Genomic DNA, 26,694 nt, shown 5'->3' on the forward strand with positions numbered 1-26,694 from the left:
GCGCGGTTTCGTTGAGGCTTTGTTGGTAGAGGCTTGCATGAGTGCATCGGATTTCGTCGTCGCCATTCCCGCCCGGTATGCCGCCTCGCGCCTGCCGGGCAAGCCGTTGCGCCTGCTCGCCGGTGAGCCGTTGGTGCTGCATGTGGCCCGCCGCGCGCTGGCCGCCGGTGCGCGTGAGGTATGGGTCGCCGCCGACGATCAGCGCATCGCCGACGCGCTGCAGGGCAGCGGCGTGCATGTCGCCATGACTTCGACCGGGCACGTCTCCGGCACCGATCGTCTCGCCGAATGCGCGCGCATCGCGAGCTGGCACGACGACACGCTGGTGGTGAACCTGCAGGGCGACGAACCCTTCGCTCCGGCGGAAGGCATTCGTGCCGTCGCCGCGCTGCTACAGCAGAGCGGGGCGGAGATGGCGACGCTGGCGGCGCCCGTGACCGATGTGGAAACGCTGTTCGATCCCAACACGGTGAAGCTGGTGCAGGCCAGCAACGGCGACGCCCTGTACTTCAGCCGCGCGCCGCTGCCGTGGCCACGCGATGCGTTCGCGCGCGATCGCACGCAGCTGCCCGAAGGCGGTCACTGGCTGCGCCACATCGGCATCTATGCGTACACCGCAGGCTTCCTGCAACGGTTCGCGGCAATGCCGCCCGGCCGCCTGGAGCAGGTGGAATCGCTCGAACAACTGCGGGTGCTGGAAGCCGGCTTCCGCATCGCGGCCGCGGTGACGCCTGCACCGTTTCCGCCGGGCGTGGATACGCCTGAAGACCTCGCTCGCGCGGAAGCGCGGATGGCGGAACGTCGTTAGTACTGCGCCGACCGCGTTCACGGCTTCGGTAGGACGCGCTGCCCGACGGGATGGGGGTGCTCCGCCCCTCCGGACGGCATCCCTGCCTTTAGTCGGGGCCGCGGACCATCCTGGTCCGCTCTCCGCACCCCCATCCCGCCGGGCAGCGCTTATCGCGAGCGTGACGATCGCCGCTTCGGCCACACGCTCTTCTTCTCCCCGCGCGCGGGGAGAAGATGCCCAAAGGGCAGATGAGGGGGCGAGCGAAGCGAGTTGCTTTTGCCTTTGCCAACGCGCCCGAGATGTATGGGAGGGCAGGCGGTGCCGGTGGGTAGGCGCGACTGTCGGCGGCATGGATGCCGCCGATCAAGCCTCCATGGACGGATTCACGGCGTGTCGCGACTGCCCACCGGCACCGCCTGCCCGCGCTGGAACCCCACAGCCGCTGCACCTGAAAATTCAGTTACGCAATCGCGGCAAAGGTTGCGCTCGCGCATAATCGACCCCAGATACGCGAGCCGATGCCAGCCGATCCAATGACTTCCACAACCCTGGCTTTCGACGGCAAGGCCTTCGTGAAAGGCCTGAGCACCGCGCCGGGCGTCTACCGCATGATCGCCGCCGACGACGCCGTGCTGTACGTCGGCAAGGCCAGCGCACTCAAGAACCGCGTCGCCAGCTACTTCAACGCCTCCCCCAAGTCGCCGCGCATCGCCACGATGCTGGCGCAGGTGGCGCGCATGGAAGTCACCGTCACCCGCACCGAAGCCGAAGCGCTGCTGCTGGAAAACCAGCTGATCAAGTCGCTCAAGCCGCGCTACAACGTGCAACTGCGCGACGACAAGAGCTACCCCTACGTTCTGCTGACGACGGAGAGCTGGCCGCGCATCGCCCTGCATCGTGGACCGCGCGCCGTTCCGGGCCGCTATTTCGGCCCCTACGCCAGCGTGGTCGCCGTGCGCGAAACGCTCAACCTGATGCACAAGCTGTTCCGCCTGCGCAGCTGCGAAGACAGCGTGTTCCGCAACCGCTCCCGGCCGTGCCTGCAACACCAGATCGGCCGTTGCAGCGCGCCCTGCGTCGGCCTGGTGCCCGCGGAGGATTACGCCGAGAGCGTGCGCCGCGCCAGCCTGTTCCTCGACGGCCGCAGCGACGAACTGAGCAAGGAACTCGGACAGGCGATGGAAGCGGCCAGCGAACGCCTCGAATTCGAGCAAGCCGCGCGCCTGCGCGACCTGATGCAGTCGATCCGCAGCCTGCAGGCGCGCCAGTATGTCGACGGTCGCGCCGCAGAGTTGGATGTGCTGGCGGTCGCGATGCAGGACGCAGCGGCCTGCGTACTGCTGCTCGCGTTCCGCGATGGACGCAATCTCGGCACCCGCGCCTTTTTCCCGAAGACCGGCGGCAGCACCGATGCCGCGGAAGTGCTGGCGGCGTTCGTTTCCCAGTATTACGCCGAACAAACGCCGCCGCGCGAGATCGTCCTGGACCGCGATATTCCCGATCGCGGACTGATCGAAGAAGCGCTGTCGCTGACCGCCGACCGCAAAATCCAGATCAAGACCAGCGTCCGCGGCGAACGCGCCGGCTATGTGGATCTGGCGCGGCGCAACGCCGAACTCTCCCTGGCCACCGAGCGCACCAGCCACGCCGCGCAGCGCGCCCGCGCCGAAGGCCTGCGCGATCTGCTGGTCCTGCCGGCGCTGCCCGCGCGCATCGAATGCTTCGACATCAGCCACACCATGGGCGAAGCGACCGTGGCCTCGTGCGTCGTCTTCGACAGCGAAGGCCCGGTGCGCGGCCAATACCGGCGCTACAACATCGCCGGCATCGAGCCGGGCGACGATTACGCCGCCATGCACCAGGCGATCGAACGCCGCTTCCGCCGCGCCGTGGAAGAGCAGGGCGTCATGCCCGACGTGCTGCTGATCGACGGCGGCGCGGGGCAGGTGGCGCAGGCGCGCACCGCCCTGGACGATCTGGGCGTGGAGGGCGTCACCCTCGTGGGCGTCGCCAAGGGGCCCGCGCGGCGCCCGGGCGACGAAGAGCTGCTGCTTCCGGATGGGCGCATCGTCCATCCCGGCGCGGAATCGCCCGCGCTGCAGCTGATCCAGCAGGTGCGTGACGAAGCGCACAGGTTCGCCATCACCGGCCACCGCGGCCGCCGCCAGAAGGCGCGCAGCACCAGCCGCCTGGAGGACATCCCGGGCATCGGACCGCGCCGTCGCGCCGCCCTGCTCAAGCATTTCGGCGGGCTGGGCGGACTGAAAGCGGCCGGCGTCGAGGAAATCGCGCGGGTCGAAGGCGTGAACGCCGCGCTGGCCGAGCGCATCTACGCTGCCCTGCACGGCGTGGCGCAGTAGCCCGTCGTCATTCACCGGCGAATCCCCATACACTGACCCTAGGTCCGAACCCCTCCGTCCTGATGAAGTTGACCGTACCGACCATCCTGACCCTGCTGCGAATCCTGCTGATTCCGGTGCTGGTCCTGGTGTTCTATCTCCCCTACAAGTGGACCAATTTCGCGGCGGCGTTCGTATTCGTGCTGGCCTCGGTGACCGACTGGCTGGATGGCTGGATCGCGCGCGCCTACAACCAGTCCTCGGCCTTCGGCGCCTTTCTCGATCCGGTCGCGGACAAGCTGATGGTCGCGGTCGCGCTGCTGCTGATCGTGCAGAAGCATCCGACGCCGTGGATGGCGTTGTGGGCCGCGGTGATCGTGGGCCGCGAAATCGCGGTATCCGCCTTGCGCGAATGGATGGCAGAGCTGGGTCAGCGCGCCCGGGTGAAGGTCGCCGCGATCGGCAAGATCAAGACCATCGTGCAAATGGTCGCGCTGACCTTCCTGCTGTATTTCGAACCGCTGCAGATCACCTTGTCCGGCCGCACGCTGACGGTGCCGGTGTTCACCATCGGCGATTGGATGCTGGCGGTCGCGGCGCTGCTGACGCTGTGGTCGGGCCTGGCGTATCTGCGCGCGGCGTGGCCCGCCTTGCGCGAAGACGCCCGCAGGCCCTGAGGACCGCGGCGGCGCCGGCGCCATCGATGCAGGCGAAGTAAACGAACCTGCATTCAGGTGTTGACACTTTCGTTTCCATGCCTAAAATGGCGCTTCCTCTGCGGGAATAGCTCAGTTGGTAGAGCACGACCTTGCCAAGGTCGGGGTCGCGAGTTCGAGTCTCGTTTCCCGCTCCAGTTTTCACGAAGCCCCGTTCGCGGGGCTTCGTTTTTTCCGGTAGTCGCAGCGAGCTTTGCAATCGCAGGCTTGCGAAACCCCCGCGGTGTGACAGAATCCGAAAGCGTTACAAAGCGTCATCCGGCCGGGTGGCAGAGTGGTTATGCAGCGGACTGCAAATCCGCGTACGCCGGTTCAATTCCGACCTCGGCCTCCAGATTTCAAAGCCCGGCTTGCCGGGCTTTTTTGTCGAAATTCGTTGGCCCGGCAATGCCGGACTTTTGGCTCGGCATTGCCGGGCTTTCTCGTATGAGTAAGCTTGTGGCCGCGCCTGGGTGGCGAAACCGGTATACGCAGCGGACTTAAAATCCGCCGGGGGCGACCCCATGCGGGTTCGAGTCCCGCCCCAGGCACCAAACGGGTTGGCCACCACCGACCTGAGTCAAACGCGAACTAGGCAGGTCGAATGCTGGATCCCCGCAACGCACGCATCGCCGTGATCGGCCTGGGCTACGTCGGTCTCCCGCTGGCGATCGAATTCGGCCAGCAGTACGACACGCTGGGCTTCGACATCGCCGCGCAACGCATCGCGGAACTGCGCGACGGTCGCGACGGCAATCACGAGAGCAGCGGCGACGAGATCCGCTCCGCGGCGAAGCTGCGCTTCAGCGCCGACGTCGAAGACCTGCGCGGCTGCAACGTCTACGTCGTCACCGTGCCGACGCCTATCGACGTGCACAAGCGTCCGGACTTCACGCCGCTGATCGAAGCCAGCCGCACCATCGGCGGCGTGCTCCAGCGCGGCGACACCGTGATCTACGAATCCACCGTCTATCCCGGCGCGACCGAAGAGATCTGCGTTCCGCAGCTGGAGGAAGTCTCGGGCCTGCGGTTCAACGTCGACTTCTTCGTCGGCTACAGCCCCGAGCGGATCAACCCGGGCGACCGCGAGCGTCGCCTCGCCGATATTCCGAAGGTGACGTCCGGCTCTACGCCTGAAGCCGCCGACTTCGTCGATGCGCTCTATCGCAGCATCATCAAGGCCGGCACGCACAAGGCCTCCAGCCTGCGCGTGGCCGAGGCGGCGAAGGTCATCGAGAACACCCAGCGCGATGCCAACATCGCCTTCATCAACGAGTTCGCGCTGATCTGCCAGCGCCTGGGTCTGGACACCACCGAAGTGCTGGAAGCGGCCGGGACGAAATGGAACTTCCTGCCGTTCCGTCCCGGACTGGTCGGCGGCCACTGCATCGGCGTCGACCCTTACTACCTGATCCAGAAGGCGCAGGCGACCGGCTACTACCCGGACATCCTGCTGGCCTGTCGCCGCATCAACGATGCGATGGGCGAGCACGTCGCCAACGAGGTCATCAAGCTGATGATCCAGCGCGACATCGCCGTCGCCGGTTCGCGCATCCTCATCCTCGGCATGGCGTTCAAGGAAAACTGTCCGGACCTGCGCAATACCCGCGTCGTTGAGCTGGCCCAGCGCTTCCGCGAATACCGCGCGCAGGTCGACATCCACGATCCCTGGGTCGATCCGGCCACCGCCCGCCACGAATACAACGTGGAGCTGCTCGCGGATGAGCCGCAGCCCGGCCGCTACGACGCGGTGGTGCTGGCGGTTGCCCACGAGCAATATCGTGAGCTGGGTGCGGAGGGTGCGCGCCGTTTCGGCCGGCCCGGCGCATTGCTCTACGACATCAAGAGCCTGTATCCGCGCGACACGGTGGACGCGCGGCTCTAGTCCAATTGAACGGAGGACTGTCCGTGTCCATGCGCTACGCCGCTTACGTCGCCAGTCTCCTGCTTCTCGCCGTTTCGCTCGCCTTGGCGGCATGGAGCGGAGGCGCCTGGTGGTTCGGTGCAGCCGTGTTCGGCCTGCTGTCATTGCTGGGCACGGTGGATCTCCTGCAGAAGCGCAGCACGCTGCGGCGCAACTATCCGGTGCTCGCGCATTTCCGCTACGGCCTGGAGTCGATCGGGCCGGAGATGCGGCAATACTTCATCGAGTCCGACACGGCGGAGACGCCGTTCTCGCGCCAGCAGCGGGCGCTGGTCTATCAACGCTCGAAATCCGTCAACGACACGCGGCCCTTCGGCACGCTGCAGGACGTGTACGGCATCGACTACGAATGGATCAACCACTCGCTGACCCCCAGCCATCCGGCGTCCTTCGATTTCCGCCTCACCATCGGCGAAAACAGCGCGCAGCCTTACTCGGCCAGCGTGTTCAACATTTCCGCGATGAGTTTCGGCGCGCTATCGGCCAATGCGATCCGCGCGTTGAACCGGGGCGCGAAGCTGGGCGGCTTCTATCACGACACGGGCGAAGGTTCGATCTCGCCTTATCACCGTGAAAACGGCGGCGATCTGGTCTGGGAAATCGGTTCGGGCTACTTCGGTTGCCGCGACGAGCAGGGACACTTCGACCTCGACCGTTTCATCCATGGCGCGCGCGATCCGCAGGTCCGGATGATCGAGATCAAGTTGTCGCAGGGCGCCAAGCCCGGGCACGGCGGCGTGCTCCCCGCGGCCAAGGTCAGCGCGGAAATTTCGGCGACGCGCGGCGTGCCGATGGGGATCGATTGCGTGTCGCCGGCGCAGCACAGCGCTTTCCACACGCCAGTGGAGTTGCTCGAATTCGTGGCGCGCCTGCGCGAGGCCAGCGGCGGCAAGCCGACCGGATTCAAGCTGGCGATCGGGCATCCCTGGGAATGGTTCGGCATCGCCAAGGCGATGCGCGAAACCGGACTGTTGCCGGACTTCATCGTGGTCGACGGCGCGGAGGGCGGTACCGGTGCGGCGCCGGCGGAATTCATCGACCATGTCGGCGTGCCGATGCACGAGGCGCTGATGCTCGTGCACAACACCCTGGTGGGCCTGGATCTGCGCGGCAATATCCGCGTCGGCGCGGCGGGCCGTGTCACCAGCGCGTTCGACATCGCGCGCACGATGGCGCTCGGCGCCGACTGGTGTAATGCGGCCCGCGGTTTCATGTTCGCGCTCGGCTGCATCCAGTCGTTGAGCTGCCACACCGATCGTTGCCCGACGGGCGTGGCGACGCAGGACCCGTCGCGCTGGAGCCACCTGGACGTGCCGGACAAGGCCACGCGCGTATTCAACTTCCACCAGAACACGCTAAAGGCGCTGCGCGATCTGCTGGCGGCGGCGGGTTTGGAGCATCCGGGGCAACTCGGGCCGGAGCACATTCTGCGCCGCGTGTCGCCGATCGAAGTGCGTTCGCAGGCGGCGCTGTATCACTTCCTGGAACCTGGCGAGTTGTTGCTGCGCGTGCCCGACCACGCGGTATTCAAGGCGTTCTGGGCGGAAGCGCGCAGCGATTCGTTCTCCGCACCGGAACGAGTGCGACGGATGCGCGACAGCAAGTCGCGCTGACGCGGTTGCTCAGAGCAGGCTGAGGACGCGTTCAGGCGGACGCCCGATCACCGCACGACCGTTATGCACGAAGATCGGCCGCTCGATCAGGCGGGGATGCTCGACCATCGCCGCTATCAGCGCATCGTCCGTCAATGCGGGGTCGGCGAGGCCCAGCGCGACGTATTCTTCTTCGCCGCTGCGCAGCAGTGCACGCGCCGGCAGATCCAGCATCTGCAACAAGGCGTGCAACTCCTCATTGGTCGGCGGCGTATCGAGATAGGCGACGACGCGCGGCTGGACGCCTTGTTCCTGCAGCATTTCCAGAGCGCCGCGTGATTTCGAGCAGCGCGGGTTGTGATACAGGCGGGTGTCCATCGAGGCGGTCCTGAGGTGGAAGGTCGTGCCGTGGCACCGCGCATTATGACAAGCGCACGCGGTGCTCGCGTCACTCCCGAACGTGAGCCTGTGTCGCGGACTGGCGATATTGCGCGATCCACGCCGTGAAGGCATCCAATGTCATCGGCCGCGCGTAGTAATAGCCTTGTGCGAAGCGGCAGCCCAGCTGTCGCAGCAGCCGCGCTTCGCCCGCGGTTTCCACACCCTCGGCGATGACGTCCTGGCCCAGTTGCAGGCCCAGGTCGATCGCGGACTGCAACAGCGCACGACCGGATTCGCTTTTGGTGGCGGCGGTAACGAAGGTGCGGTCGATCTTGAGCTCCGTGCTCGGCAACTGCATCAGGAACTGCATGGTCGCCGCGCCCGTGCCGTAGTCGTCGATCGCGATCTTGAAGCCCTGTAGCCGCAGGCGCAGCAACGCCTCGAGTACCGAGCTCAGGTCTTCGATGAGATGGGTTTCGGTCACTTCGACGGTGAAGTGCTTGGGTTGGTCGCCGGCGGCGATCACCAGCTCGGACATGCGCTCGACGATGGTGAGGCTGTGCAGATTGTGCATCGACACGTTGAAGGCGATGTTCGTGTCGATGCCGTTGCCGGCGAGCGCCGCGCGATCGCGCACCGCGCAGGCGAGCACGCCGATGGTCAACTCGTCGATCAGGCTGCAGCCTTCCGCGGCGCGCACGATGTCCGGCGGCGGCACGGCGCCGAGCTCGCTGTCGTTCCAGCGCAGGAGCGCCTCTACGCCAATGAGCCGGCCGTCGACGAGATCGACTTTCGGTTGATAGGCCAGGCGCACGGCGTGGTCGGCCAGGCCCAACCGGATCTGCTGGCAGCCGACGATCGTACGCGGGCGCTGTACCGGCTGTTCTTCTGTGCGCCGGAACGCCTGCAACAGGGCGATCAGCGACTCCGACGTCACCGGCTTGGACGCCGCGCCGATGATCGTCAATTGCTTTGCTTCGGCGAACTGCCGCGCCGCTTCGAGGATGCGGGGGTCCTCGCCGCTGAGCAGGAGGATCGCCGGACGTGCAGGCAGCGAGGCGACATGGCTGAGCAGCCGGATGCCGTCCATGCCGGGCATGTTGAGATCGCAGACCAGCAGATCGATCGGCGACGAACTCAGTCGCTCCAGCGCGGCGGTGCCATCGAGAGCGACCGCGACGACGGTCAGGCCCAGGTCCTGCAGCACCATCGAGACGACCTCCACCATGAGGGGGTCGTCGTCGACGACCAGCGTCCTCAATCCGCTTAGGTGGGGCCAGAGCATGGCGGTGCGGCCTTCGTCACGGGCGGGGCATGGCCTGCCCAGGAGCGGACAATAGCAGTTCGGGTGGCGGGTCGGCGGAGTACACTGCCCCGACTGAACCGCGCTGAAGCCCAAGGGGCAACAATGACGGACGACGCGCCGGTATTCGAACCGTTGAGCAAGTTGTTCCACGGCGATCGCGAGAGGATCCGCCGGACGCTCGAGGTCTTCCTGCGCGTCGCACAGGCAGATAGCGAACGGCTGGAGGGCGCCTTTGCCGGCCAGGACTGGGCGGAAATCGGCCGGCTGATGCACAAGCTAAAGTCCTCGTGCCGGCAGATCGGCGAGCACGCGGCGGCGGAGGCCGCGGTGGCCATGGAAACGGCGCTGTCCTCGCAAGAAGATGACCGGGCGACGGCCTTCCGGGCAGTGCGCGAGGAGTTGGCGCGAGTAGAGCAACGGGTCGTCCGATACCTGGCGACGGAGAACTGAGTGGGACGGGACGAATGCGGATTCTGATATCGGACGATCACCCGATCATCTGCATCGCCTTGAGCGAGATGCTGAAGGCGGTGTTTCCCGGTGAGGACACCAGCATCGAGGTGGTCAGCGACAGCGATGCGCTGCTGGAACGCCTGGATGGTTCGTACCAGCTGCTGGTGCTCGACCTGCAGATGCCGGGCAAACTCCAAAGCGTCAGGCTGCTCGAGACGATCACCGCGCGTGAGCCGGGGTTGAACGTGGTCGTGTATACGGGGCAGATGCATCCGTCGCTGGCGTTGGCCGCGTTCGATCTGGGCGCGAAGGGTTACGTGCTGAAATCCAGCGGCCCCAACGTCGCCGTCGATGCGATCCGGATCGTGTCCACGGGCGGGACGTTCCAAGATCCCGCGCTCGACATCGATTCCGCGCGTACGCACCCCTGGCACCAGCTCACCAGCGGCGAACGGCAGGTCCTGCTGCAGATTGCCCGCGGCGAGAACCTGCAGGCGATAGCCATCGACAGCGGGCGCAGCTACAAGACCGTCACCACGCACAAGTACAACGCGCTGCACAAACTCGGCCTGCGCTCGAATGCCGAGATCGGGCCCTACCTGGCGGCACACGGACTGGATTACCTGCTCAGCTGACCGTCAGCGCAGCGCAGAACCCGCCCGGCAGACGGCCCGCGGGCTTGTAGAAGCCGCCCCTAGAACTGTTGCGCCGAGGCGATGCCGGGACGCTGCGGCCTAAGACTTTTCCCGATTCTGTGCGGGGCAGGAAAGGACTAGCTTGCTAGCGCCTTTGGCTGACCACGCATATGTCGCTGCGAATCGAGCCGGGCGCACCGGACGACATCGTCCGGCGACCATGTTGGGGAACATGCGGGGAAGGGTGTGAGAGTCGCTGAAAAGTTCACGCTGCTGCTGGCCTTGCCGTTCGTCATCGCCGCACTGTCCGGCGTCGTCGGCATCATCGGCCTGCACAACGCGAAAGCACGTCTCAATACGGTCTATGCCGACCGTGTCGTCGCATCCGGGTATCTGGCCGAGGTGCTGGATGGCGTTCAGATCATCACCGCCGACGTGCACGAAGCCAGCGTCGCGAGCGCCCAGGCACGACAGCGGCACGCCGACGCCGCGGCACGCAGGACGGTGGCGATCTGGGCGGCATACCTGGAGACGTACCTGACGCCGGAAGAGGCGCGTCTCGTGCAGCGCGCCGACGCTGAGCTAAAGACGTTCTTTGCTCAACGTCCCTCTGTGCAGCGTACGCAGGCAATTCCCGCCGTGCAGTCAGGTCGGTTCTTCGATGCGTCGAAGGCGCTGCGGACCGAGCTGCTGCGCCTGATCGAGTTGCAATCCCGCGTAGCTCGGGAGGAAAACGAAGCGGCAAAACAGGAGTACATCTGGATCGTCGCCATCGTCGCGATCTCGATCGTCGTGTGCCTGCTACTGGGCATCGTCTTGTCGTGGCTGCTCTTCCACACCACGCGGCGCGAGCGTCGTGCTCAGCAATTGATCCAGGGCGTCATCGACGAATATCCCGCGATCGTCTTCGTCAAGGATCTGCAGGGCCGGCTGGTGCTCACCAACCGCGCCTACGATCAATTCTTCAAACTGCCGCCCGGGGCCGCGATCGGCCGCAAGGATATCGAGGCCGTTCCGCAGGATGCGGCGGAGAGCATCCGAGATGTCGACACCGACGTGCTGTCCAGCGGAAACGCGGTGGAGGTCGAGGAGCAGGTGCCCGGCGCAGACGGCCCCCGTATCTTCATGAGCACCCGGTTCCCATTGCTGGATGGCGTCGGGAACCCGTATTCGCTGTGCGGCATCGCCATAGACATCACCCGCCGCCGCGAGGCCGAGCAGCAGGCGCGCGCGGCGATGGAGCAGATCCGCACGCTGTGGGAACGTTCGCCGGACTGCTACCTGTTCGTCACCGAAGACGGCATCGTCGACGCCAACCATGCGGCGGCAAGCCTGTACGGCGTGAACTCGAAGCAGGAGCTGATCGGCCGCCACCTGACCGATCCGGCGCTGACGCCACGATGGCAGCCCTGTGGCGAAAGCAGCGTGGCCCTGGGCAGGCGTCTGCGTGAGTTCCTTGTGGACCATCTCCTGCATGGAGCCTCGAAACCATTGCCGACCGACCTGCCGGTACAGATGGAAGGCGACGCCGTGCATGTGCAATGGCTGCATCTGCGCGGCGGAACGAAGCAGTTCTCCGCCGAACTGGTGATCAAGGCGATCCAATTGCAGAGCCGCGAGGGACTGCTGGTGATCGTGCGCGATGTGACCAAGCGCAAGTTCGCCGAAGAGGCGCTGAAGGAAAGCGAGGCGTTCAATCGCTTGCTGTTCCAGGGCTCGCAGCGGGCGATGGCTGTCTATGACCCCGAGCAGGACCGATTCATCGACTGCAACGACGCCGCCGTGCGCCTGCACGGCCTGATGAGCCGCGAAGAGCTGCTGGAAGCCGGCCCGTCCGAACTCTCGCCCGCCTGCCAGTACGACGGCACCGAATCCCGCACCGCCATGGCGCGCCACGTCGCCGCCGCCCTGGCCGAGAATATGGATATCTTCGAATGGCTGCACCAGCGGCCCAGCGACGAAACCTGGGATGCGCGCGTGCACCTGATGAGCTTCGAACATCAGGGCCGGCAGCTGCTGCAGTTCGCGTTCGACGACGTCACCCTGCGACGGCGCGCGGAGAAACGGATCCTCTTCAACCGGAAGGTCGTGGAGACGGCAGGCCCGGTGTTGTGGATCGATCCGCAGGACCGCTCCATCGTCTACGCCAATCCGGCCGCGCTGGAACACCTGGGGCGCCCCATGCGGGAGGTGATCGGCGCGGACATCCTGAGCTTCGATCCGGATTTTCCTCCCGAGCGCATGGCGCCAACGCTTGAGATCCTGCGCAGCAGCAATCGTCCCTATGCGTTCGAGAGCCGGCACCGGCGCGGCGACGGTTCGTTGCGCGATGTCGAGGTCGTCGCCTCGCTGGCCGAGGACGACGAGCGCACGCTCATCGTCACCTGGGTCCGCGACATCACCGAGCGCAAGCGGGCGGAAGCGGCGCTGCGCGAGAGCGAGGTCCGGCTGAGCCTGGCGATCGAAGGCGGGGACCTGGGGACCTGGCAATACATGGTCGAGACCCAGACGCTCAGTGCGTCGGAGCACACCCTGGCAATGTTCGAACTGCCCCCGGACATGTCGGTGAGCCTCGAGGCGCTCTTGGAGCGGGTCCATTCGGACGACCGCGAAGGCGTCGCGGGAGCCATCGCGGCCGCACTACAGGGCGAATCTTTTGCGGCCGACTATCGCGCGGTCTGGGACGATGGCAGCGTGCACTGCCTGTCATCGCGCGGCCGCATGTATTACGACGGCAGTGGCGCGCCGCTCCATGTCAGCGGCACCACGCAGGACGTGACCGAGCGGGTGCGGGTCCAGGACGAACTCAAGCGCGCCAAGCTTGCGGCCGATGCCGCCAGCGCCGCGAAGAGCCGCTTCCTGGCGAACATGAGCCACGAGATACGCACGCCGATGAACGCCATTCTCGGCATGTCGCATCTGGCGCTCAAAGGCCGCACCGACGCTGCCACGCGCGAGTACCTGGAAAAGATCCAGATCGCCGGGCAGCATTTGCTTAGCGTGCTCAACGACGTACTCGATATTTCCCGGATCGAGGCCGGCAAGCTAACCGTCGAAAATACCTGCTTCGCCATGCAGGATTTGCTCAGCAACGTCGCCGACGTGGTGGCCGACAAGGCGATCGCGAAAGGCCTACCCATCGCTTTCGACCTGGCGCCCGAAGTACCGGCGAACATCGTGGGCGATCGGCTGCGCCTCGGGCAGGTGTTGATCAACTACGTCAGCAACGCGATCAAGTTCACGGAGCAGGGCGCGATCCGGATTGCGGTCGAGGTGCTCGAACGCAGCGAGCGCGATCTGCTGCTGCGCTTCTGCGTGCAGGACACCGGCATCGGACTGAGCCAGGAGCAGATCGGACTGATCTTCGAGCCTTTCAGGCAGGGCGACAGTTCCACCACGCGTCGTTACGGCGGGGCCGGCCTCGGCCTGGCGATCTCCAAGAATCTCGTCGCACTGATGGGAGGCACGCTGGGCGTCGAGAGCGAGCTGGGCAAGGGCAGCACGTTCTGGTTCACAGCGCGCATCGGCATGGGCAGCGACGAAGGACGCACCGCGCGGCCGCGCAAGTTGCGGGAGGCGCACGAAGATTCGTCCCTGCATGGCGTGCGCGTGCTGCTGGTCGAGGACAACGAGTTCAACCAGGAAGTCGCCAAAGCCATCCTCGGCGACGCCGGCCTGGTGGTGGACGTCGCCGGCGATGGCGGCCAGGCGTTGCGGCTGGTGCACGAGCGCTATTACGACCTGGTGCTCATGGACCTGCAGATGCCGGTGATGGATGGATTGACGGCAACGCGGGAGATACGCCTGTTCAAGTCGAACGAGCGGCTGCCCATCGTCGCCATGACGGCGAACGTGATGCAGGAAGAGCGGCAAAGCTGCCTGGCGGCCGGAATGGACGATTTCGTCGCCAAGCCCATCGATCCCGATGAACTGCTGGCGGTCCTGCAACGGTGGATCGAGCCGGAGCTGCGATAACCGCGGTCGCGGGCGGGCGAGCGGCCGCCCGGATGGTGCGGGGCTAAGCATTTTCCCAATATCGCCGGCTCCCGTAGCACCCCTATCATCCCCGGATGGCCAGCCAGGGCGGCTGCGGCCGCCGTCCGCTGAATGGGCCGATGAGGCAGTAATGAGTACGTCGTCTCGGGGGAATCGATGATTGCCAGTGTGCTGACCGCGCTAGCGCTGTGGATCGCGCGACGCATGCGTGCGGCGCACGCCGCCCGGGACAAGCATTGCGATCCCAAGGACTGAGGCCGTCGAGGCCCCGGGAATCACGACCTCCTGCAACGACAAAGGCCACCTTCGCAGGTGGCCTTTGTGCTGATTCGATGGTGGGCGGTGCAGGGTTCGAACCTGCGACCCTTGCCGTGTGAAGGCAATGCTCTACCGCTGAGCTAACCGCCCGATGCGTCGCCGGAGCGATGCTGGGCCGCGCATTTTAGGGGCTGCGGCCGTGGGGATCAACCCGTCGCGACCCGAAATTTCCCGCACCGGGGTTCTGGCCTGACAAATTTCGACGAATTCCCAGGCGGCGAGACCCGAATTACTCGATCTGATCCCGCGCATACGCGGCGTCCAGCGCTTCCATCGCGTCGGCCGGTTTGGCCTTGGCGGCCTTCTCGTAGGCTGCTGCGGCGTCGTCTTCCTTCTTGTCGCCGTACAGAAGCATCAGTACGTTGCCGTGCTCGATATGCGCGATCGGCGAGGCGGGCGTCAGTTTCAGCGCGGTCTTGATGTGCTTTTCGGCTTCGGCCGGTTTGGCGCCGTAGGTCATGCCGCCGATCAGCGCGCCGATCTTGTTGACGATTTCCGCGTGGTACACGGCCATGGCGGTGTGCGCTTCGGCGTGTTTGGGCGCCAGTTCGAGCGTCGTATCCAGGGCGGTCCGCACTTTGGTCGCGATGCCTTCCTTCAACGCTTTCACGATCGAGAGCCCCTGGCTGTAACGGCCGAGAGCGAAGGCGAGGCGGTAGTGGCTGTTCGCTTCGTCGGGCAGGGCCTTCACCGCGGCTTCGGCCAGCTTAGCGGCCTGTTCGAAGCGCTTCAGCTTCTCGGCCTCGCTGTCGACCAGATAAGTCGCATGGATGCCGATGGCCTTGACCGCGACCGAAGCGCCGACCGGGCCCAGCTTTTCGCCGGTCTCGAAGGCCAGCTTGAAGTCGCCGCGATGGAACGCGCGCCAGGCGTCCTGGAGCGCCGAAGACAACGCGTCGGCATCCAGCTTGGGCGCGGCCTTGCCGGCGGCCTTGAGCAGCACGGCGGCGTGCTTGGCGTCGGGGAAGGGTTCGCAGTCGCCGGCGTGCAGCTGCGGCCAGGCTTTCTTCAGCGCGTCGCCTGCATAGGCGAAACCCTTGGCATCGAGGGGAAATGCAGCCCATTTGGCGGCAGCCATGGCGAACTCCTGTCAGTGACCGGCGCCCGCCGCCGCGCGGCGTGGCCGGGTGGGCGTGATCAATCTACGTAGGCGCGAGTCAGGTTGTTGAGGTGCAGCCGTTCGGCGTCGCGTAGGAAGGGGGCCAGCAGCATCATCACCTGGACGATGCCGGCGCGGATGGCTTCGTGCTCGTCCTTGTCGCCGCGCGCGGAGGCGTAATTGAGCCAGAACGTCGCGATCACCAGCACGTTGGTCGCGGTGGCGGCCAGTTCCGCGCTGGACGCGCGCATCACGCCCGCCTGCGACAGGCCGCGCATGACCGCATGCGCCTGCTCGTCGGCGCGCTTGAGGATGCGGGCGAAGCGCAGGCGCAGGCGGCGGTTGCGGCTGAGGATCTCGACCAGGTCGCGGTAGAGGAAGCGGTAGTCCCAGATCGCCTCGAACACCAGGTGCAACTGCAGCCAGATGTCCTCCAGCCCGGGCAGGCGGCCTTCGGGCGCGGCGAGCGCGGTGTCCATGCGCTCTTCGAAGCGCGCGAACAGCTGCTCGATGATGTCGTCCTTGTTGCGGAAGTGGTAGTACAGGTTGCCGGGGCTGATCTCCAGCTCATCGGCGATGTGGTTGGTGGTGACGTTGGGTTCGCCCTGGGCGTTGAACATGGCCAGGCTGGCATCGAGGATGCGCTGGCGGGTTTGCCGGGCCATCGATCGTCAGTCCCGCCTCAGCCGCGCAGCTTCTTGACCAGGTCGACGTACTTCTTCATCGCCTCGTCCTGGCCGGTGCCCTTGAGTTTCGCCCAGGCCTCGTACTTGGCGGTGCCGACGAAATCGAAGAAGCCCGGCTTCGCACCGGACACGTCGCCCTCGGAACCCTGCTTGTAGAGCGCATACAGGCGCAGCAGCGTGTCGTTGTCGGGGCGCTCGGCCAGCGCGTGGACGTCCTTCGCGGCCTGTTCGAATTGGGACTTCAGATCGGCCATGACGGCGGCTCCATGCAGAGGACGGGACGAGACGGACGCGGCATCACAGCATGGGCGTTTTGCACGGTCAATACGGGAGGGCATTGTGGGGCGCGGCGGCCTCTGGCAACGTTAGCCGCAGGCCGGCGCTCGCTTCGCACACACCATCGCGCCGGCTGTTCTCGGGAGAGCAGGGGCATGAGCTACTTCGTCACCGGTGCCACCGGTTTCATCGGTCGCTATCTGGTCAGCAAGCTGCTGGAACGCAAAGGCACGATCCACGTGCTGGTGCGCAAGGATTCGCAGAAGAAGTTCGATGCCATCGCCAAGAAGATGGGATGGGACCCCAAGCGCGTCGTGGTGGTCCCCGGCGACATGACCGCGGCCAAGTGCGGCGTCAGCGCCGCGCAGGTCAAGGCGCTGACCGGCAAGGTGAAGCATTTCTTCCACCTGGCCGCGATCTACGACCTCAGCGCCGACGCCGCCTCGCAGCGTGCGGCCAATATCGACGGGACCCAGCATGCGCTGGACCTGGCCGCGGCCATTGGTGCGGGGTGCTTCCACCACACCAGTTCGATCGCGGCCGCGGGCCTGTATCCGGGCGTGTTCCGCGAGGACATGTTCGATGAGGCCGAAGGCCTGGACGATCCGTACCTGTCCACCAAGCACGAATCCGAAGGCCTGGTGCGCAAGGAAAAGCGCATCAAATGGCGCATCTATCGCCCCGGCATGGTGGTCGGCCATTCGCAGACCGGCGAGATCGACAAGATCGACGGCCCGTACTACTTCTTCACCCTGATCAAGAAGATGCGCGAAATGCTGCCGCAATGGATGCCCACGCTGGGCATCGAAGGCGGCCGCATCAACATCGTCCCGGTCGACTACGTCGTCGACGCGATGGACCACATCGCGCACAAGCCCAAGCTGGACGGCCATTGCTTCCATCTGACCGATCCGGAACCGATGCGCGTGGGCGAGGTGCTCAATTGCTTCGCGCGCGCCGGCCACGCGCCGGAGATGACCATGCGCATCGACGCGCGCATGTTCGCCTTCGTGCCCGGCGGAATCCGCGCCGCGGTGGGCAACCTGCCGCCGGTGAAGCGCTTCATCGGCATGCTGCTGCGCGACTTCAAGATTCCCAAGGAAACGCTCAAGTTCATCACATATCCCACGCGCTTCGACAATCGCGAGGCCGAGCGCGCCCTGCGCGGCAGCGGCATCAAGGTGCCGCCGCTGGACGGCTATGCCTGGCGGCTGTGGGACTACTGGGAACGCCACCTGGATCCGGACCTGTTCGTCGATCGCTCGCTGAAGGGCAAGGTCAAGGGCAAGGTCGTGGTGATCACGGGCGGTTCGTCGGGCATCGGCCTGTCGACGGCGCAGCGTGTCGCCGAAGCGGGCGCGATCACCGTGATCGTGGCGCGCGGCGAAGAGGAACTGTTCAAGGCCCGCGACGCGATGAAGACGGCGGGCGGCAAGGTCTTCGCCTACACCGCCGACCTTGCCGACATGGCCGACTGCGACCGGTTGATCCAGACCGTGCTGAAGGAGCATGGCCACGTCGATGTGCTGATCAACAATGCCGGCCGCTCGATCCGCCGTTCGATCGAACTGAGCTACGACCGCTTCCACGATTTCGAGCGCACGATGCAGTTGAACTACTTCGGCAGCCTGCGCCTGATCATGGGCTTCCTGCCGAGCATGACCCATCGCCGTCGCGGCCACATCATCAACATTTCCTCGATCGGCGTGCTGGCCAATTCGCCGCGCTTCTCGGCATATGTCGCGTCGAAGGCGGCGCTGGACGCGTGGAGCCGCTGCGCGCAGGGCGAGTTGTCCGGCAAGGGCATCTCCTTCACCACGATCAACATGCCGTTGGTGAAGACGCCGATGATCGCGCCGACCAAGATGTACGAGAGCGTGCCGACGCTGACGCCGGACGAAGCCGCGGACCTGGTGGTGAAGGGCATCATCGAACGTCCCAGCCGCATCGCGACGCGCCTGGGCATCTTCGCCTCGGTGATCAATGCCGTGGCCCCGAAGGCGTACGAAGTCGTGATGAGCACCGCCTTCGAACTGTTCCCCGATTCGGCGGCGGCGAAGGGCGACAGGGCCGCGCTCAAGGGAGAGGCGCAGCCGAGCAACGAGCAGATCGCGTTCGCTGCGCTGATGCGAGGGGTTCATTGGTAGAAAACCCGCGCTTACAAGCCGCCTTATTGGCGGCTTGTGCGGATTTTCTGGCGCGGCATGGATGCCGCGCGGCAATGCGCCACGGATGGCACTCCGAGACTGTCTAACGTCGTCGACTTCGGTGGGACGCGCTGCCCGCCGGGATGGGGGTAGCTCCGCCCTCCTGACGGCATCCATGCCTTTAAGTCGGGTCGCGGACCATCCTGGTCCGCTTCTCCGCTACCCCCATCCCGGCGGGCAGCGCTAACCGCGAGCGTGCAGATCGCCGCTTCGAAGAAAAGCGGTAATTGCTGGCAATTCGCTCTTCGAGCTTCGCTTTTCGCCAACGCATCGGTGATGTGTCGGGGGCAGGCGGTGCCAGTGGGGCTGCGTGACTGTCGGCGGCATGGATGCCGCCGAGAAGCCTCCATGGATGGATTCACGGCGTGTCACGCAGCCCCACTGGCGCCGCCTGCCCCGCAGGTGCATGCATCAGCGATGTCGGCTTCGGCGCCCGCTTTGGCGGGATGCGCTACGAAAGTCAGCTAGCCACTAAAACGTAGCGCACTGCAAAAACCGCGCGGGCCGCGTAGCCCCAGTCGGCGGCTGCAGATGTACGCGCGAGGTGCGCAGCGCGTCGTACTTCACGACGATATCGCAAACACCGCGAACCGGGTCGGCACCCTCATCGGTGAGATAGACCAGCAGAGTGGAACGCGTGCTCCACATCGCCCGCTCCACCCCCGGAAGCGTGGTGACCATGCGAATCACCTCGTCGCGCTCCTCGTTCTCGCTCACCGGTGCCACGGCTTCCGCGGTGGTGCCCGAGGCCACTGGTGCAGGCCGAGCGGCGACCGGCGCAGACGGCGCTGCGCTAGTCGTGGCTACGACGGTCGTATCGGCGGGCGCACTGGCAGGCACGGGAACCGTCAGTGCGGTGACCAGTCCCAGCGTCGCGGCGCCCGCCCAGGCCAGCGCGATGTGCCGCGTCGCGGCCCCGGTTGCCTTGGCGGCCAGCTCGTCGCGCACGCCCGAGGACAACTGCGATTGCACCAGCGGCCATAGCGCGTTGCCGTCCAGGACTTGGACCGTGCCGGCCACGCCCCTGCGCGCATCGGCATCGGACTCGCCGAGCGTCGCGACCACGCCACCCGCGGAACCGTGGAAGCGGATCGCATCCGCCATATCCGCGACCATGGTCTGGGTGATGCGGTAGTTGAGGCCGTGCTTGCAGGCGAGCAGCCATTCCCGGCCCTCGCGCTTGAGATGGATCACCGAATCCTGGCCGCGCTCGGCCGCTTCTTCCACCGCTTCGGGCTCGAAGCCGCGACTGCGCAGGCCATCCACGACCAGGCGCGAGAATTCGCGCCAGCGCATGGCCGCGAGCAGCTTCAGACCCTCATCGCGTTCCACACGCGGACGCAGCACCAGCCATAGCCAGGCGGAAACCGCGCCGCCAAGCGCTACGGTCACGATGGTTGCGAGCAGAAGCGACGAAGCCGACATGGTGCCCCCGAGAGTTCGAGGCCGAGACTATACGGCACGGCACCAAGGGCGAGAACGTGAAGGACGTCAGCGGTTGCGCAAAAATCGATCGCGCATAAAAACGCCCGCCAGTCCGAATCGCAAGGGGAGGGGAGCTGCGTTTCGGTTGGACTGGCGGGCGGAAACTGCCCGTTACTGGCGCCGATTCAGGACGATGCTGGCGCCCGGCGCGAGGTTCAGGCGGAAGGCGTGGCGCGGCCCTTGCGAACGGCCGGCTTGCGGGCCGTCTTCGCCGCGGTCTTCGCGGCCGGCTTGCCGTTCTGCTTGCGCAGTTCGGCGGTCAGCGAGTCGACCTTGCGAGTCAGTTCGGCAAGATCGTCGCGGCCGGGGACGCCGAGCTGGGTCAGCGCGCGCTGCACGCGGTCTTCGAAAACCTTTTCCAGGCGATCCCAGGTGTCGGTCGCGCGCTCGCGCGCCTGGCCCACCTTGCTTTCGACTGCGCCGCGTACGGCGTCGGCTTGGCCGCCGGCGAACTTCAGTGCGTTGTGCTCGAGCTTCAGGCCTTCCTTGATCAGCGCTTCGAACAGCTTGGTGCCTTCGGTCTGTGCGCGGCTGAAGGCGCCTACGCCCGCGAGCCATACCTGCTGTGCGGATTCGCTCAAGGTCTTCGACAGCTGTTCGGCCTGCGCGGCGCTGGCCTTCTTGGACGCAGTCTTGGTCGTGCGCTTGGTGGGGGCGGCAGTCTTCTTCGCAGTCTTCTTGAACTTGGCCATGGCGGATCCCGGAAGGGAGGTGGGTGATGGCTGCAAGATCGCGGTGTTGTCTAGAGCTTTCACACCAAGCTAAGCGGACATTCGTGCTGCAGCGTGTTGCATGCATGCATGCAGGCGCGGGCAGGCGGCGCCGGTGGGCAGTCGCGACACGCCGTGAATCCGTCCATGGAGGCTTGGTCAGCGGCATCCATGCCGCTGACAGTCGCGCCTACCCACCAGCGCCGCCTGCCCTCCCATACATCTCGGGCGCGTTGGCAAAGGCAAAAGCAACTCGCTTCGCTCGCCCCCTCATCTGCCCTTCGGGCATCTTCTCCCCGCTCGCGGGGAGAAGAAGAGCGTGTGACCGAAGCGGCGAGCTGCACGCTCGCGGTAAGCGCTGCCCGATGGGATGGGGGTGCGGAGAGCGGACCAGGATGGTCCGCGGCCCCGACTAAAGGCAGGGATGCCGTCCGGAGGGGCGGAGCACCCCCGTCCCGTCGGGTAGCGCGTCCCACCGAAGCCCAGAGGACTCAGTGAACGTTGCGCGAAGCAATCAGCGCATCGATATCGTCAAGCGTACGATGCAGGCGCGCCGTGGTTTCCGTCTTGCGCGGCTGCGGCTTGAGGCCATCGAGGATCGAACGCTGCGAGTCGCCGACGACCTCCGCACGCACGCGCAGGCCATGCGCGGCCAACACCGGCGCCAGTATCTCCGCGCGATTGCGCAGATCGGCCATCACGTTGCGGTAGGCGATCTCGGCGATGCGCTGGCGATTGGCGAAGCTGAAAGCGTTGGTGAAGAACAGCTCGCCATCCTGCGCATTGGGCTCGAAGATCAGCTGGTCGATGTCGGGAAACTGCTGCTGGTGCTTGGCCAGACCGATCTGCATGCGCGACTGCAGCAGCGTGCGGAACGTCTGCGACAGCACCGCCGGAAGACCGCCGGCCGCGAGCCGGCCGGGACTGGCGGCACCCATGCCCGAGTCGACACCGGAGTTGAATGACACCAGCGGATTGACCCCGAGCATCAGATCGATGCCGCGTTCCAGCACCACCGAGGCGTGCATCGTCCGGCGCAGGGCACCATCGACGAACTGGCGACCGCGCAGCTCCACCGGCGGATACAGGCCGGGCAGTGCCGCACTGGCCTGGATCGCCTGCGAGATCGGTACGTCTTCCCACTGGCCGGCGCCGAAGCGCACCGCCTCGCCACTGTCGAGATCGACGGCGATCACGAACAAGCGCGCATCGAGCTGACGGAAGTCGTTGCTACGGCCGCGACGCGTGAACACATCGCGCAGAAAGCGTTCCACTTCGCTGTTGTCGAAGAACCCGGTCGGCACCAGGCCGCCGAAACGGGTCAGGAAATCCGGCCAGCGCAGCTCGCCCGCCGAGAACAGCCCCGGCGAGGTCAACAGCTCGCGCCACCAGTCCGTGGCCAGGCGCGGCAGCGCGGCGGCACGGCGCATGTATTCGAAGAAGGCCGGTCGCATGAACGTCTCCGGCCGGAAATGCACATCGTCGCTGTCGCCAGTGAGGAAGATCCGGCACAGCTCCTCGGTGCCGATGCGGTTCGCCAGCCCGGCGGCCAGGAACGCACCGCTGCTGACGCCCACGTAGCAATCCAGGCGCGACAGATCCAAGCCGTCGATGGCCTCGTCCAGCGCGCGCAGGGCGCCCAGCTCGTACATGCCGCCGATCGGGCCGCCGCCGGCGACGGCCAGGCCGATGCGGGGCGGATGCGTATCGGAAGCCTTGCGCGCCCTCTGACGGGCGGTGTGGAAGGACAGCATGCGTACGGGAGGGGATGGAGTCGGCCGAGTGTAGCCGACCCGGTGCGCCCGGAACGGGACGCAGGTAGTCGATGCCGACGTCGCCGATGCCGACGTTTCAGACGGGTGAATGCCCGTCGATGAGGTTGCCTCCTCCGCGCGCGGACGGGATCATCCGCTTGATGTCACGAACGCGCGACCTCCCCCAACGCCTCGGCTGCCTGCTCGCCCGGCATCAGGCCCTGCACGATCCCCAGCGCGAGCCGCGCAACCAGCTGCGCTGGCTGCCGGAGGTGCGCCGCTGGCAGGCCGAGCGCCTGGAGGCCAGCTTCGACCGCTTCCTGCGCGATCCGAAGCGACGCCCCGCCGCGCACTTCTTCCTCAACGACGTCTACAGCGACCGCGACTTCAGCCGGCGCGACGCCGACATCGCGCGCGTGCTGCCGATGATGCAGCGCCTGTTGCCGGGCGCGTTGCTGGGGACGCTCGCCGACGCGATCGAGTTGGGAGTGCTCACTCATGCCTTCGATCTGCGCATCGCGCAGGTATTGGGAGACGTGGCGCCGCGCGGGAGCAAGCTCGATGCTTCGCTCTATGTCCAGGCCTATCGCGCGTGCGGTTTGCCGCGTTTGCGCACGCACCAGATCGAGCTGATTTCCCGGGTCGGCAACGGCCTCGCCCATGCGTTGCGCATGCCGGGTGTGTTTGCGTTGCTCAAGCTCTCGCGCGGTCCCGCGCGCGCGGCGGGACTGGCAGAACTGCAGGGCTTCCTGGAACGTGGCTTCGCCGCCTTCGCCGAGTTGGGCGACGCCCGCGGCTTCATCGGCGAAATCGAGGCGGACGAGCGCGAAGTCGCCCACCGTCTGTTCGCCGGCGACGCGGATCCTTTCCGCGGACGCGTGGCCTAGCGCGACGCCGAGGCGTCGGCGCGCAGCTTCCTGCATTCGGCCGTGGGCTGTCCGGCCAGCGCAAGCACCACCGAGCCGGGGCGGCTGCGGAATTCATTGCCGGCGGCGTCGGCGAAGCGCGCGCCTCCTTCATCGGCCATGGACTTGAGCGTGAACCTGCGCTCCGGCGTTTCCAGCGTGATCGACTCCAGCGAGGCGTCGTCGAAGTACGTCGTGACCGCGAGCCGATCGCACTGCCAGTGCGTCGGGGCGCTGGCGGTCTTGTGCTCCGGCGGGGGCGCGACAGACGATCCGCTGGTCTGTTCGGAAGCCGAAGGCTTGCACGCGAGCAGCGGCAGCGCGAGGACGAGCACGGGCAGGAGGCGGCGGACGGTCATGGAGTCTCCACGGTTCGAAACCGACGCAGGCTACACCCGCGCCGGTTCCGTTCGTGGCCCGCATGCGTGAGCGACATCACATCGCAGCAAACAGGCGTCGCAATCAGGGAGCCTTGTCCACGCGCACCACGGGATAGACGTCGTAAGCCTTGTCCCAGGACGAGTGCAGACGGGCGAAGAATTCCAGCCGCGCGGCGGGGTCTTTCGCGAAAGCGGCATCGTCGCGCACGCGCTGTTCGAACCGCGCCTTCAGCGCCGGATCGCGGGCGAGCATGTCGCGGGCGACCTCCTCGGCGACGTAGTCCTCCATGTATTCCTTGCGTTCGAACGCGGTGTTGAATTCGCCCCAGGCGAGGAGGGAATCCTGCGATTGCGGTTCGAACAGCGCCATCACCAGCCTGGCCTTGGGCTGCGCGATCGGCACGAACAAGGCGCCGGCGCGCAGGTCGCGCTGTTCCGCCTGCCAGGCACCGGTGACTTCCAGGGTTTGATGGCCTTCGAAGGACTGCGTACCGAACTTCGTCGTGTCGGCATGGAACACCTGCACGTCCTGTCCGGCGACCGGCGTGTCCAGGCGGCGGAATTCGATCCCGTGCTGCTGCAGTTTGGCGGCGACCCAGGCGGCATGGGCCGCGGGCACTACGTAGCCGGCACGCGGCGCGGCGACGACGTGCCCGGGCACGATCTCGTCGCGCAGCGGAATGTTCCAGACCTGCGGCTTGCTTTCGTCGTAGCGGGTCATCAGTGCGCCGGAGATTTCCGACGGCGTGCGGGTGTAGGCGTAGCCCTGGAAGGCGATCGTCCGCACCTTGTCCGTCGCCTTGTAGTCGAGCGCGACCGGCTGTCCGCCCAGCTGCGAAGCCCGCGCGTCCGCGGCGCGTTCCTGCTCGCGCCATGGCTTGCCGTGCGCCGCGATCAGTTCGGCGGCGGCGAGCACGGTGTTGTGGGTCACGCGCACGCGGGTCGGGTAGTCCTTCCAGGAATGCGTTTCCACCAGCATGCCCAGGCGGTTGCGCTGGGCGAAGTAGCTCTGCGAGAAGCGCGGCGCCGCCACGCCGTGGGCGAAGCCGGAGGCGGGATTGTCGTTCTCCACGAACGAGGGATAGAACGGCAGCGGCATGGAGCCCTGCTTCTTCAATTGCGCGATCACACCATCGCGCCAGGCCTTGCCGACCGCACGCAAGGGCTCGTCGTTGCCGTCGGCCGGTTCGACCATGATCGATACGTCGTGCTGGAACTTGGCGCCGTCGGTGACGTGCAGATCCATCATCGCCAGCGGATCCCAGGCGTTCACCAGGCCCAGCATCGCCTGCATCTCCGGCGCGTCGGCCTTCACATAGTCGCGGTTGAGGTTGTAGTTCTGCGCGGTCGTGCGCCAGCCCATTTCCTCCGGACCGCGCTGGTTGGGACGGTTCCATGCGGCAAAACGCTCATGCCCGTCGACGTTGAAGACGGGGACGAACAGCAGCACGATCCGGTCGAGCGGGTTGTTCTTCTTCTTGCCTTCCAGCAATTCGCGCAGCAGCAGGAAGCCCGCGTCCTTGCCGTCGATCTCGCCGGCGTGGATGCCGCCCTGCACCAGCAGTACCGGTAGGCCGGCTTCGCGCGCGCTTTCTGGCTGCAGCTTGCCGGTCGTGCTGACCGCCAGCGCCTTCATCGGCCGGCCTTCCGGCGTGGTGCCGAAGTCGAAGCAGCGCACCACCTGCGGATAGCGTTGCTGGAAGGCATCGCACAGCGCGATCACTTCGTCGTAGCGGCCGGTCTTCAGGAAGCCGCTGCGCTCCGACACGGTGCTGAGGTCGGCGGCTTGCGTCGCGGTAGCGGCAAGGGCGAGGGCCAGGCTGGCGGAGAGCAGGAGAGTGCGGCGCATGGTCGGATGTGGAAGGCGGGTGGAAGGAAGGGGTGGATGGTAACGGCGCGAAGATGGCGCGGCGATGCGAATGGTGGCGAATGTGCGCAGCTTGCTGTCGGCGTGGTGTCAGCAGCCGGGAGCAAGCGCCCGCCATGTGCCGCCTGGTCCGCGCATGCGATGATCTGCGGCCCAATCCAAGGAGCCGCAGCATGTACTCGCTCTACTACTCCCCTGGTGCCGCCAGCATGGTCGTGCATTGGCTCCTGATCGAACTTGGCGTGCCGCACGAATTGCGCCTGGTCGACACCAAGGCCGGGGAACAGAAGTCGCCCGAGTACCTGGCGCTCAATCCCAACGGCGTGGTGCCCACGTTGATCGACAACGGCGTGCCGCGGTTCGAGTGCGGCGCGCTCACCGTGATGCTGGCGGACCGGCATCACCAGGCCAGTCTCGCGCCCGCACTCGACAGCCCGTTGCGGCCGCAGTACCTGCAGTGGATGTTTCACCTTGCCAATGCGGTGCAACCGCTGTTCCGCATCTGGTGGTATCCGCACGAACCCGCGGGTGCCGGCAACGAGGCCCTGGTGCGCGAGCACGTGCAGCCCCGCATCGAAGCCGCGTGGGACCGGCTCGATGCGCACCTGGGCGCGCACGGTCCGTACCTGCTCGGCGATCACGTCAGCGCGGCCGATTTTCAGCTCACCATGTTGATGCGCTGGTCCCGCAACATGCCGCAACCGGCCACGACCTGGCCGCATCTGGCTGCGCTGGCGCAGCGGATGAAGACGCGTCCGTCGTTCGCGACCTTGTACGAGCGGGAAGGGCTGACCGAATGGGCGTAACGCCGCATTCCTGAATGCCTCCGGGGCGGTGCCCGGGGGCATTCGCGGGGATTCGGGTAGGCTTGCCGCTTCCCGCAGAACCCGGTTGTC

At 66.3% G+C, this 26,694-nt stretch carries 21 protein-coding genes and 4 tRNA genes; 14 read left to right on the forward strand and 11 right to left on the reverse strand.

Translation table 11 applies throughout. The features are described from left to right. The first annotated feature begins 37 nt into the window (after positions 1-37). From kdsB to ACYVJ8_RS03255, 8 genes are all read left to right on the forward strand, one after another. Positions 38-808, forward strand: a complete 771-nt coding sequence (gene kdsB, locus ACYVJ8_RS03220; protein ID WP_460709447.1) for a 3-deoxy-manno-octulosonate cytidylyltransferase — start codon at positions 38-40, stop codon at positions 806-808. A 515-nt stretch (positions 809-1,323) separates the two neighbouring features. After that, a complete protein-coding gene (uvrC, locus tag ACYVJ8_RS03225; protein ID WP_460709448.1) occupies positions 1,324-3,150 on the forward strand; it encodes an excinuclease ABC subunit UvrC in 1,827 nt (608 codons plus the stop codon). Between the two features lie 62 nt (positions 3,151-3,212). Beyond that, on the forward strand, positions 3,213-3,806 hold the full coding sequence (pgsA, locus tag ACYVJ8_RS03230; RefSeq protein ID WP_460709449.1) for a CDP-diacylglycerol--glycerol-3-phosphate 3-phosphatidyltransferase: 594 nt from the start codon (positions 3,213-3,215) through the stop codon (positions 3,804-3,806). Between the two features lie 100 nt (positions 3,807-3,906). Next, positions 3,907-3,982 (forward strand) — tRNA-Gly (locus ACYVJ8_RS03235). A gap of 123 nt (positions 3,983-4,105) precedes the next feature. Next, positions 4,106-4,179: transfer RNA gene (locus tag ACYVJ8_RS03240), tRNA-Cys, on the forward strand. Between the two features lie 112 nt (positions 4,180-4,291). Then, positions 4,292-4,378 (forward strand) — tRNA-Leu (locus ACYVJ8_RS03245). A 50-nt stretch (positions 4,379-4,428) separates the two neighbouring features. Further along, positions 4,429-5,709: a nucleotide sugar dehydrogenase gene (locus tag ACYVJ8_RS03250; RefSeq protein WP_460709450.1), complete on the forward strand. Its 1,281-nt coding sequence runs from the start codon at positions 4,429-4,431 to the stop codon at positions 5,707-5,709. Positions 5,710-5,738: 29 nt separating this feature from the next. Then, positions 5,739-7,361, forward strand: coding sequence for an FMN-binding glutamate synthase family protein (locus ACYVJ8_RS03255; RefSeq protein WP_460711010.1), 1,623 nt, complete (start codon positions 5,739-5,741; stop codon positions 7,359-7,361). 9 nt (positions 7,362-7,370) lie between these two features. Here the strand turns inward: ACYVJ8_RS03255 and arsC are convergent, their stop codons facing one another. Together arsC and ACYVJ8_RS03265 are read right to left on the reverse strand one after the other, a co-directional pair. After that, entirely contained in the window at positions 7,371-7,718 is a 348-nt protein-coding gene (gene arsC / locus ACYVJ8_RS03260) for an arsenate reductase (glutaredoxin) (protein ID WP_460709451.1), read from the reverse strand. A 70-nt stretch (positions 7,719-7,788) separates the two neighbouring features. Next, positions 7,789-9,006 carry an EAL domain-containing response regulator gene (locus ACYVJ8_RS03265; protein WP_460709452.1) on the reverse strand — a complete coding sequence of 406 codons (1,218 nt, stop codon included), beginning with the start codon at positions 9,004-9,006 and terminating at the stop codon, positions 7,789-7,791. Between the two features lie 123 nt (positions 9,007-9,129). On the opposite strand from ACYVJ8_RS03265, the gene ACYVJ8_RS03270 reads away from it, so the two are divergent. The 3 genes from ACYVJ8_RS03270 (at position 9,130) to ACYVJ8_RS03280 (ending at position 14,090) form a co-directional block, all read left to right on the forward strand. Further along, on the forward strand, positions 9,130-9,477 hold the full coding sequence (locus tag ACYVJ8_RS03270) for an Hpt domain-containing protein (protein ID WP_460709453.1): 348 nt from the start codon (positions 9,130-9,132) through the stop codon (positions 9,475-9,477). Positions 9,478-9,491: 14 nt separating this feature from the next. Beyond that, positions 9,492-10,115, forward strand: coding sequence for a response regulator (locus ACYVJ8_RS03275; protein ID WP_460709454.1), 624 nt, complete (start codon positions 9,492-9,494; stop codon positions 10,113-10,115). Between the two features lie 246 nt (positions 10,116-10,361). Then, positions 10,362-14,090 carry a PAS domain S-box protein gene (locus ACYVJ8_RS03280; RefSeq protein ID WP_460709455.1) on the forward strand — a complete coding sequence of 1,243 codons (3,729 nt, stop codon included), beginning with the start codon at positions 10,362-10,364 and terminating at the stop codon, positions 14,088-14,090. A 354-nt stretch (positions 14,091-14,444) separates the two neighbouring features. Here ACYVJ8_RS03280 and ACYVJ8_RS03285 read toward each other — a convergent pair. The 4 genes from ACYVJ8_RS03285 to ACYVJ8_RS03300 all read right to left on the reverse strand — a co-directional run bounded on the left by ACYVJ8_RS03285 (position 14,445) and on the right by ACYVJ8_RS03300 (position 16,468). After that, positions 14,445-14,519, reverse strand: a tRNA-Val gene (locus ACYVJ8_RS03285). Between the two features lie 139 nt (positions 14,520-14,658). Then, the gene (locus ACYVJ8_RS03290) at positions 14,659-15,507 is read right to left on the reverse strand and encodes a hypothetical protein (RefSeq protein WP_460709456.1); all 849 of its coding nucleotides are present in this window, start codon (positions 15,505-15,507) and stop codon (positions 14,659-14,661) included. A 59-nt stretch (positions 15,508-15,566) separates the two neighbouring features. Beyond that, complete coding sequence (locus tag ACYVJ8_RS03295) at positions 15,567-16,193, reverse strand: TetR/AcrR family transcriptional regulator (protein WP_460709457.1); 627 nt, start codon at positions 16,191-16,193, stop codon at positions 15,567-15,569. Between the two features lie 17 nt (positions 16,194-16,210). After that, a complete protein-coding gene (locus tag ACYVJ8_RS03300) occupies positions 16,211-16,468 on the reverse strand; it encodes an acyl-CoA-binding protein (protein WP_460709458.1) in 258 nt (85 codons plus the stop codon). Positions 16,469-16,645: 177 nt separating this feature from the next. Between ACYVJ8_RS03300 and ACYVJ8_RS03305 the strand changes: the two genes are divergently transcribed. Continuing rightward, positions 16,646-18,637 carry an SDR family oxidoreductase gene (locus ACYVJ8_RS03305; protein ID WP_460709459.1) on the forward strand — a complete coding sequence of 664 codons (1,992 nt, stop codon included), beginning with the start codon at positions 16,646-16,648 and terminating at the stop codon, positions 18,635-18,637. Between the two features lie 531 nt (positions 18,638-19,168). Here ACYVJ8_RS03305 and ACYVJ8_RS03310 read toward each other — a convergent pair. The 3 genes from ACYVJ8_RS03310 to ACYVJ8_RS03320 all read right to left on the reverse strand — a co-directional run bounded on the left by ACYVJ8_RS03310 (position 19,169) and on the right by ACYVJ8_RS03320 (position 22,646). After that, positions 19,169-20,122 (reverse strand): restriction endonuclease, encoded by a 954-nt coding sequence (locus ACYVJ8_RS03310; protein ID WP_460709460.1) that lies wholly within the window; start codon positions 20,120-20,122, stop codon positions 19,169-19,171. 215 nt (positions 20,123-20,337) lie between these two features. After that, on the reverse strand, positions 20,338-20,874 hold the full coding sequence (locus tag ACYVJ8_RS03315; RefSeq protein WP_460709461.1) for a phasin family protein: 537 nt from the start codon (positions 20,872-20,874) through the stop codon (positions 20,338-20,340). A 509-nt stretch (positions 20,875-21,383) separates the two neighbouring features. Beyond that, positions 21,384-22,646, reverse strand: coding sequence for a patatin-like phospholipase family protein (locus tag ACYVJ8_RS03320; RefSeq protein ID WP_460709462.1), 1,263 nt, complete (start codon positions 22,644-22,646; stop codon positions 21,384-21,386). 161 nt (positions 22,647-22,807) lie between these two features. Between ACYVJ8_RS03320 and ACYVJ8_RS03325 the strand changes: the two genes are divergently transcribed. Beyond that, a complete protein-coding gene (locus ACYVJ8_RS03325) occupies positions 22,808-23,533 on the forward strand; it encodes an FFLEELY motif protein (RefSeq protein ID WP_460709463.1) in 726 nt (241 codons plus the stop codon). Here ACYVJ8_RS03325 and ACYVJ8_RS03330 read toward each other — a convergent pair. Further along, positions 23,530-23,910 (reverse strand): hypothetical protein, encoded by a 381-nt coding sequence (locus ACYVJ8_RS03330; RefSeq protein ID WP_460709464.1) that lies wholly within the window; start codon positions 23,908-23,910, stop codon positions 23,530-23,532. The two genes, ACYVJ8_RS03325 and ACYVJ8_RS03330, sit on opposite strands and share 4 nt — an antisense overlap. A gap of 103 nt (positions 23,911-24,013) precedes the next feature. Beyond that, the gene (locus tag ACYVJ8_RS03335) at positions 24,014-25,780 is read right to left on the reverse strand and encodes a M14 family metallopeptidase (protein WP_460709465.1); all 1,767 of its coding nucleotides are present in this window, start codon (positions 25,778-25,780) and stop codon (positions 24,014-24,016) included. A gap of 191 nt (positions 25,781-25,971) precedes the next feature. On the opposite strand from ACYVJ8_RS03335, the gene ACYVJ8_RS03340 reads away from it, so the two are divergent. Continuing rightward, positions 25,972-26,604 carry a glutathione S-transferase family protein gene (locus ACYVJ8_RS03340; RefSeq protein ID WP_460709466.1) on the forward strand — a complete coding sequence of 211 codons (633 nt, stop codon included), beginning with the start codon at positions 25,972-25,974 and terminating at the stop codon, positions 26,602-26,604. Positions 26,605-26,694: the final 90 nt, after the last annotated feature.

This window comes from Lysobacter terrae (assembly GCF_054782215.1).

What these genes read in the sequence shown, in the direction of transcription:
- kdsB (WP_460709447.1), top strand. Translation starts at nt 38, where the DNA reads ATGAGTGCATCGGATTTCGTCGTCGCCATTCCCGCCCGGTATGCCGCC.
- uvrC (WP_460709448.1), top strand. Translation starts at nt 1,324, where the DNA reads ATGACTTCCACAACCCTGGCTTTCGACGGCAAGGCCTTCGTGAAAGGC.
- pgsA (WP_460709449.1), top strand. Translation starts at nt 3,213, where the DNA reads ATGAAGTTGACCGTACCGACCATCCTGACCCTGCTGCGAATCCTGCTG.
- ACYVJ8_RS03250 (WP_460709450.1), top strand. Translation starts at nt 4,429, where the DNA reads ATGCTGGATCCCCGCAACGCACGCATCGCCGTGATCGGCCTGGGCTAC.
- ACYVJ8_RS03255 (WP_460711010.1), top strand. Translation starts at nt 5,739, where the DNA reads ATGCGCTACGCCGCTTACGTCGCCAGTCTCCTGCTTCTCGCCGTTTCG.
- arsC (WP_460709451.1), bottom strand. Translation starts at nt 7,718, where the DNA reads ATGGACACCCGCCTGTATCACAACCCGCGCTGCTCGAAATCACGCGGC.
- ACYVJ8_RS03265 (WP_460709452.1), bottom strand. Translation starts at nt 9,006, where the DNA reads ATGCTCTGGCCCCACCTAAGCGGATTGAGGACGCTGGTCGTCGACGAC.
- ACYVJ8_RS03270 (WP_460709453.1), top strand. Translation starts at nt 9,130, where the DNA reads ATGACGGACGACGCGCCGGTATTCGAACCGTTGAGCAAGTTGTTCCAC.
- ACYVJ8_RS03275 (WP_460709454.1), top strand. Translation starts at nt 9,492, where the DNA reads ATGCGGATTCTGATATCGGACGATCACCCGATCATCTGCATCGCCTTG.
- ACYVJ8_RS03290 (WP_460709456.1), bottom strand. Translation starts at nt 15,507, where the DNA reads ATGGCTGCCGCCAAATGGGCTGCATTTCCCCTCGATGCCAAGGGTTTC.
- ACYVJ8_RS03295 (WP_460709457.1), bottom strand. Translation starts at nt 16,193, where the DNA reads ATGGCCCGGCAAACCCGCCAGCGCATCCTCGATGCCAGCCTGGCCATG.
- ACYVJ8_RS03300 (WP_460709458.1), bottom strand. Translation starts at nt 16,468, where the DNA reads ATGGCCGATCTGAAGTCCCAATTCGAACAGGCCGCGAAGGACGTCCAC.
- ACYVJ8_RS03305 (WP_460709459.1), top strand. Translation starts at nt 16,646, where the DNA reads ATGAGCTACTTCGTCACCGGTGCCACCGGTTTCATCGGTCGCTATCTG.
- ACYVJ8_RS03310 (WP_460709460.1), bottom strand. Translation starts at nt 20,122, where the DNA reads ATGTCGGCTTCGTCGCTTCTGCTCGCAACCATCGTGACCGTAGCGCTT.
- ACYVJ8_RS03315 (WP_460709461.1), bottom strand. Translation starts at nt 20,874, where the DNA reads ATGGCCAAGTTCAAGAAGACTGCGAAGAAGACTGCCGCCCCCACCAAG.
- ACYVJ8_RS03320 (WP_460709462.1), bottom strand. Translation starts at nt 22,646, where the DNA reads ATGCTGTCCTTCCACACCGCCCGTCAGAGGGCGCGCAAGGCTTCCGAT.
- ACYVJ8_RS03325 (WP_460709463.1), top strand. Translation starts at nt 22,808, where the DNA reads ATGTCACGAACGCGCGACCTCCCCCAACGCCTCGGCTGCCTGCTCGCC.
- ACYVJ8_RS03330 (WP_460709464.1), bottom strand. Translation starts at nt 23,910, where the DNA reads ATGACCGTCCGCCGCCTCCTGCCCGTGCTCGTCCTCGCGCTGCCGCTG.
- ACYVJ8_RS03335 (WP_460709465.1), bottom strand. Translation starts at nt 25,780, where the DNA reads ATGCGCCGCACTCTCCTGCTCTCCGCCAGCCTGGCCCTCGCCCTTGCC.
- ACYVJ8_RS03340 (WP_460709466.1), top strand. Translation starts at nt 25,972, where the DNA reads ATGTACTCGCTCTACTACTCCCCTGGTGCCGCCAGCATGGTCGTGCAT.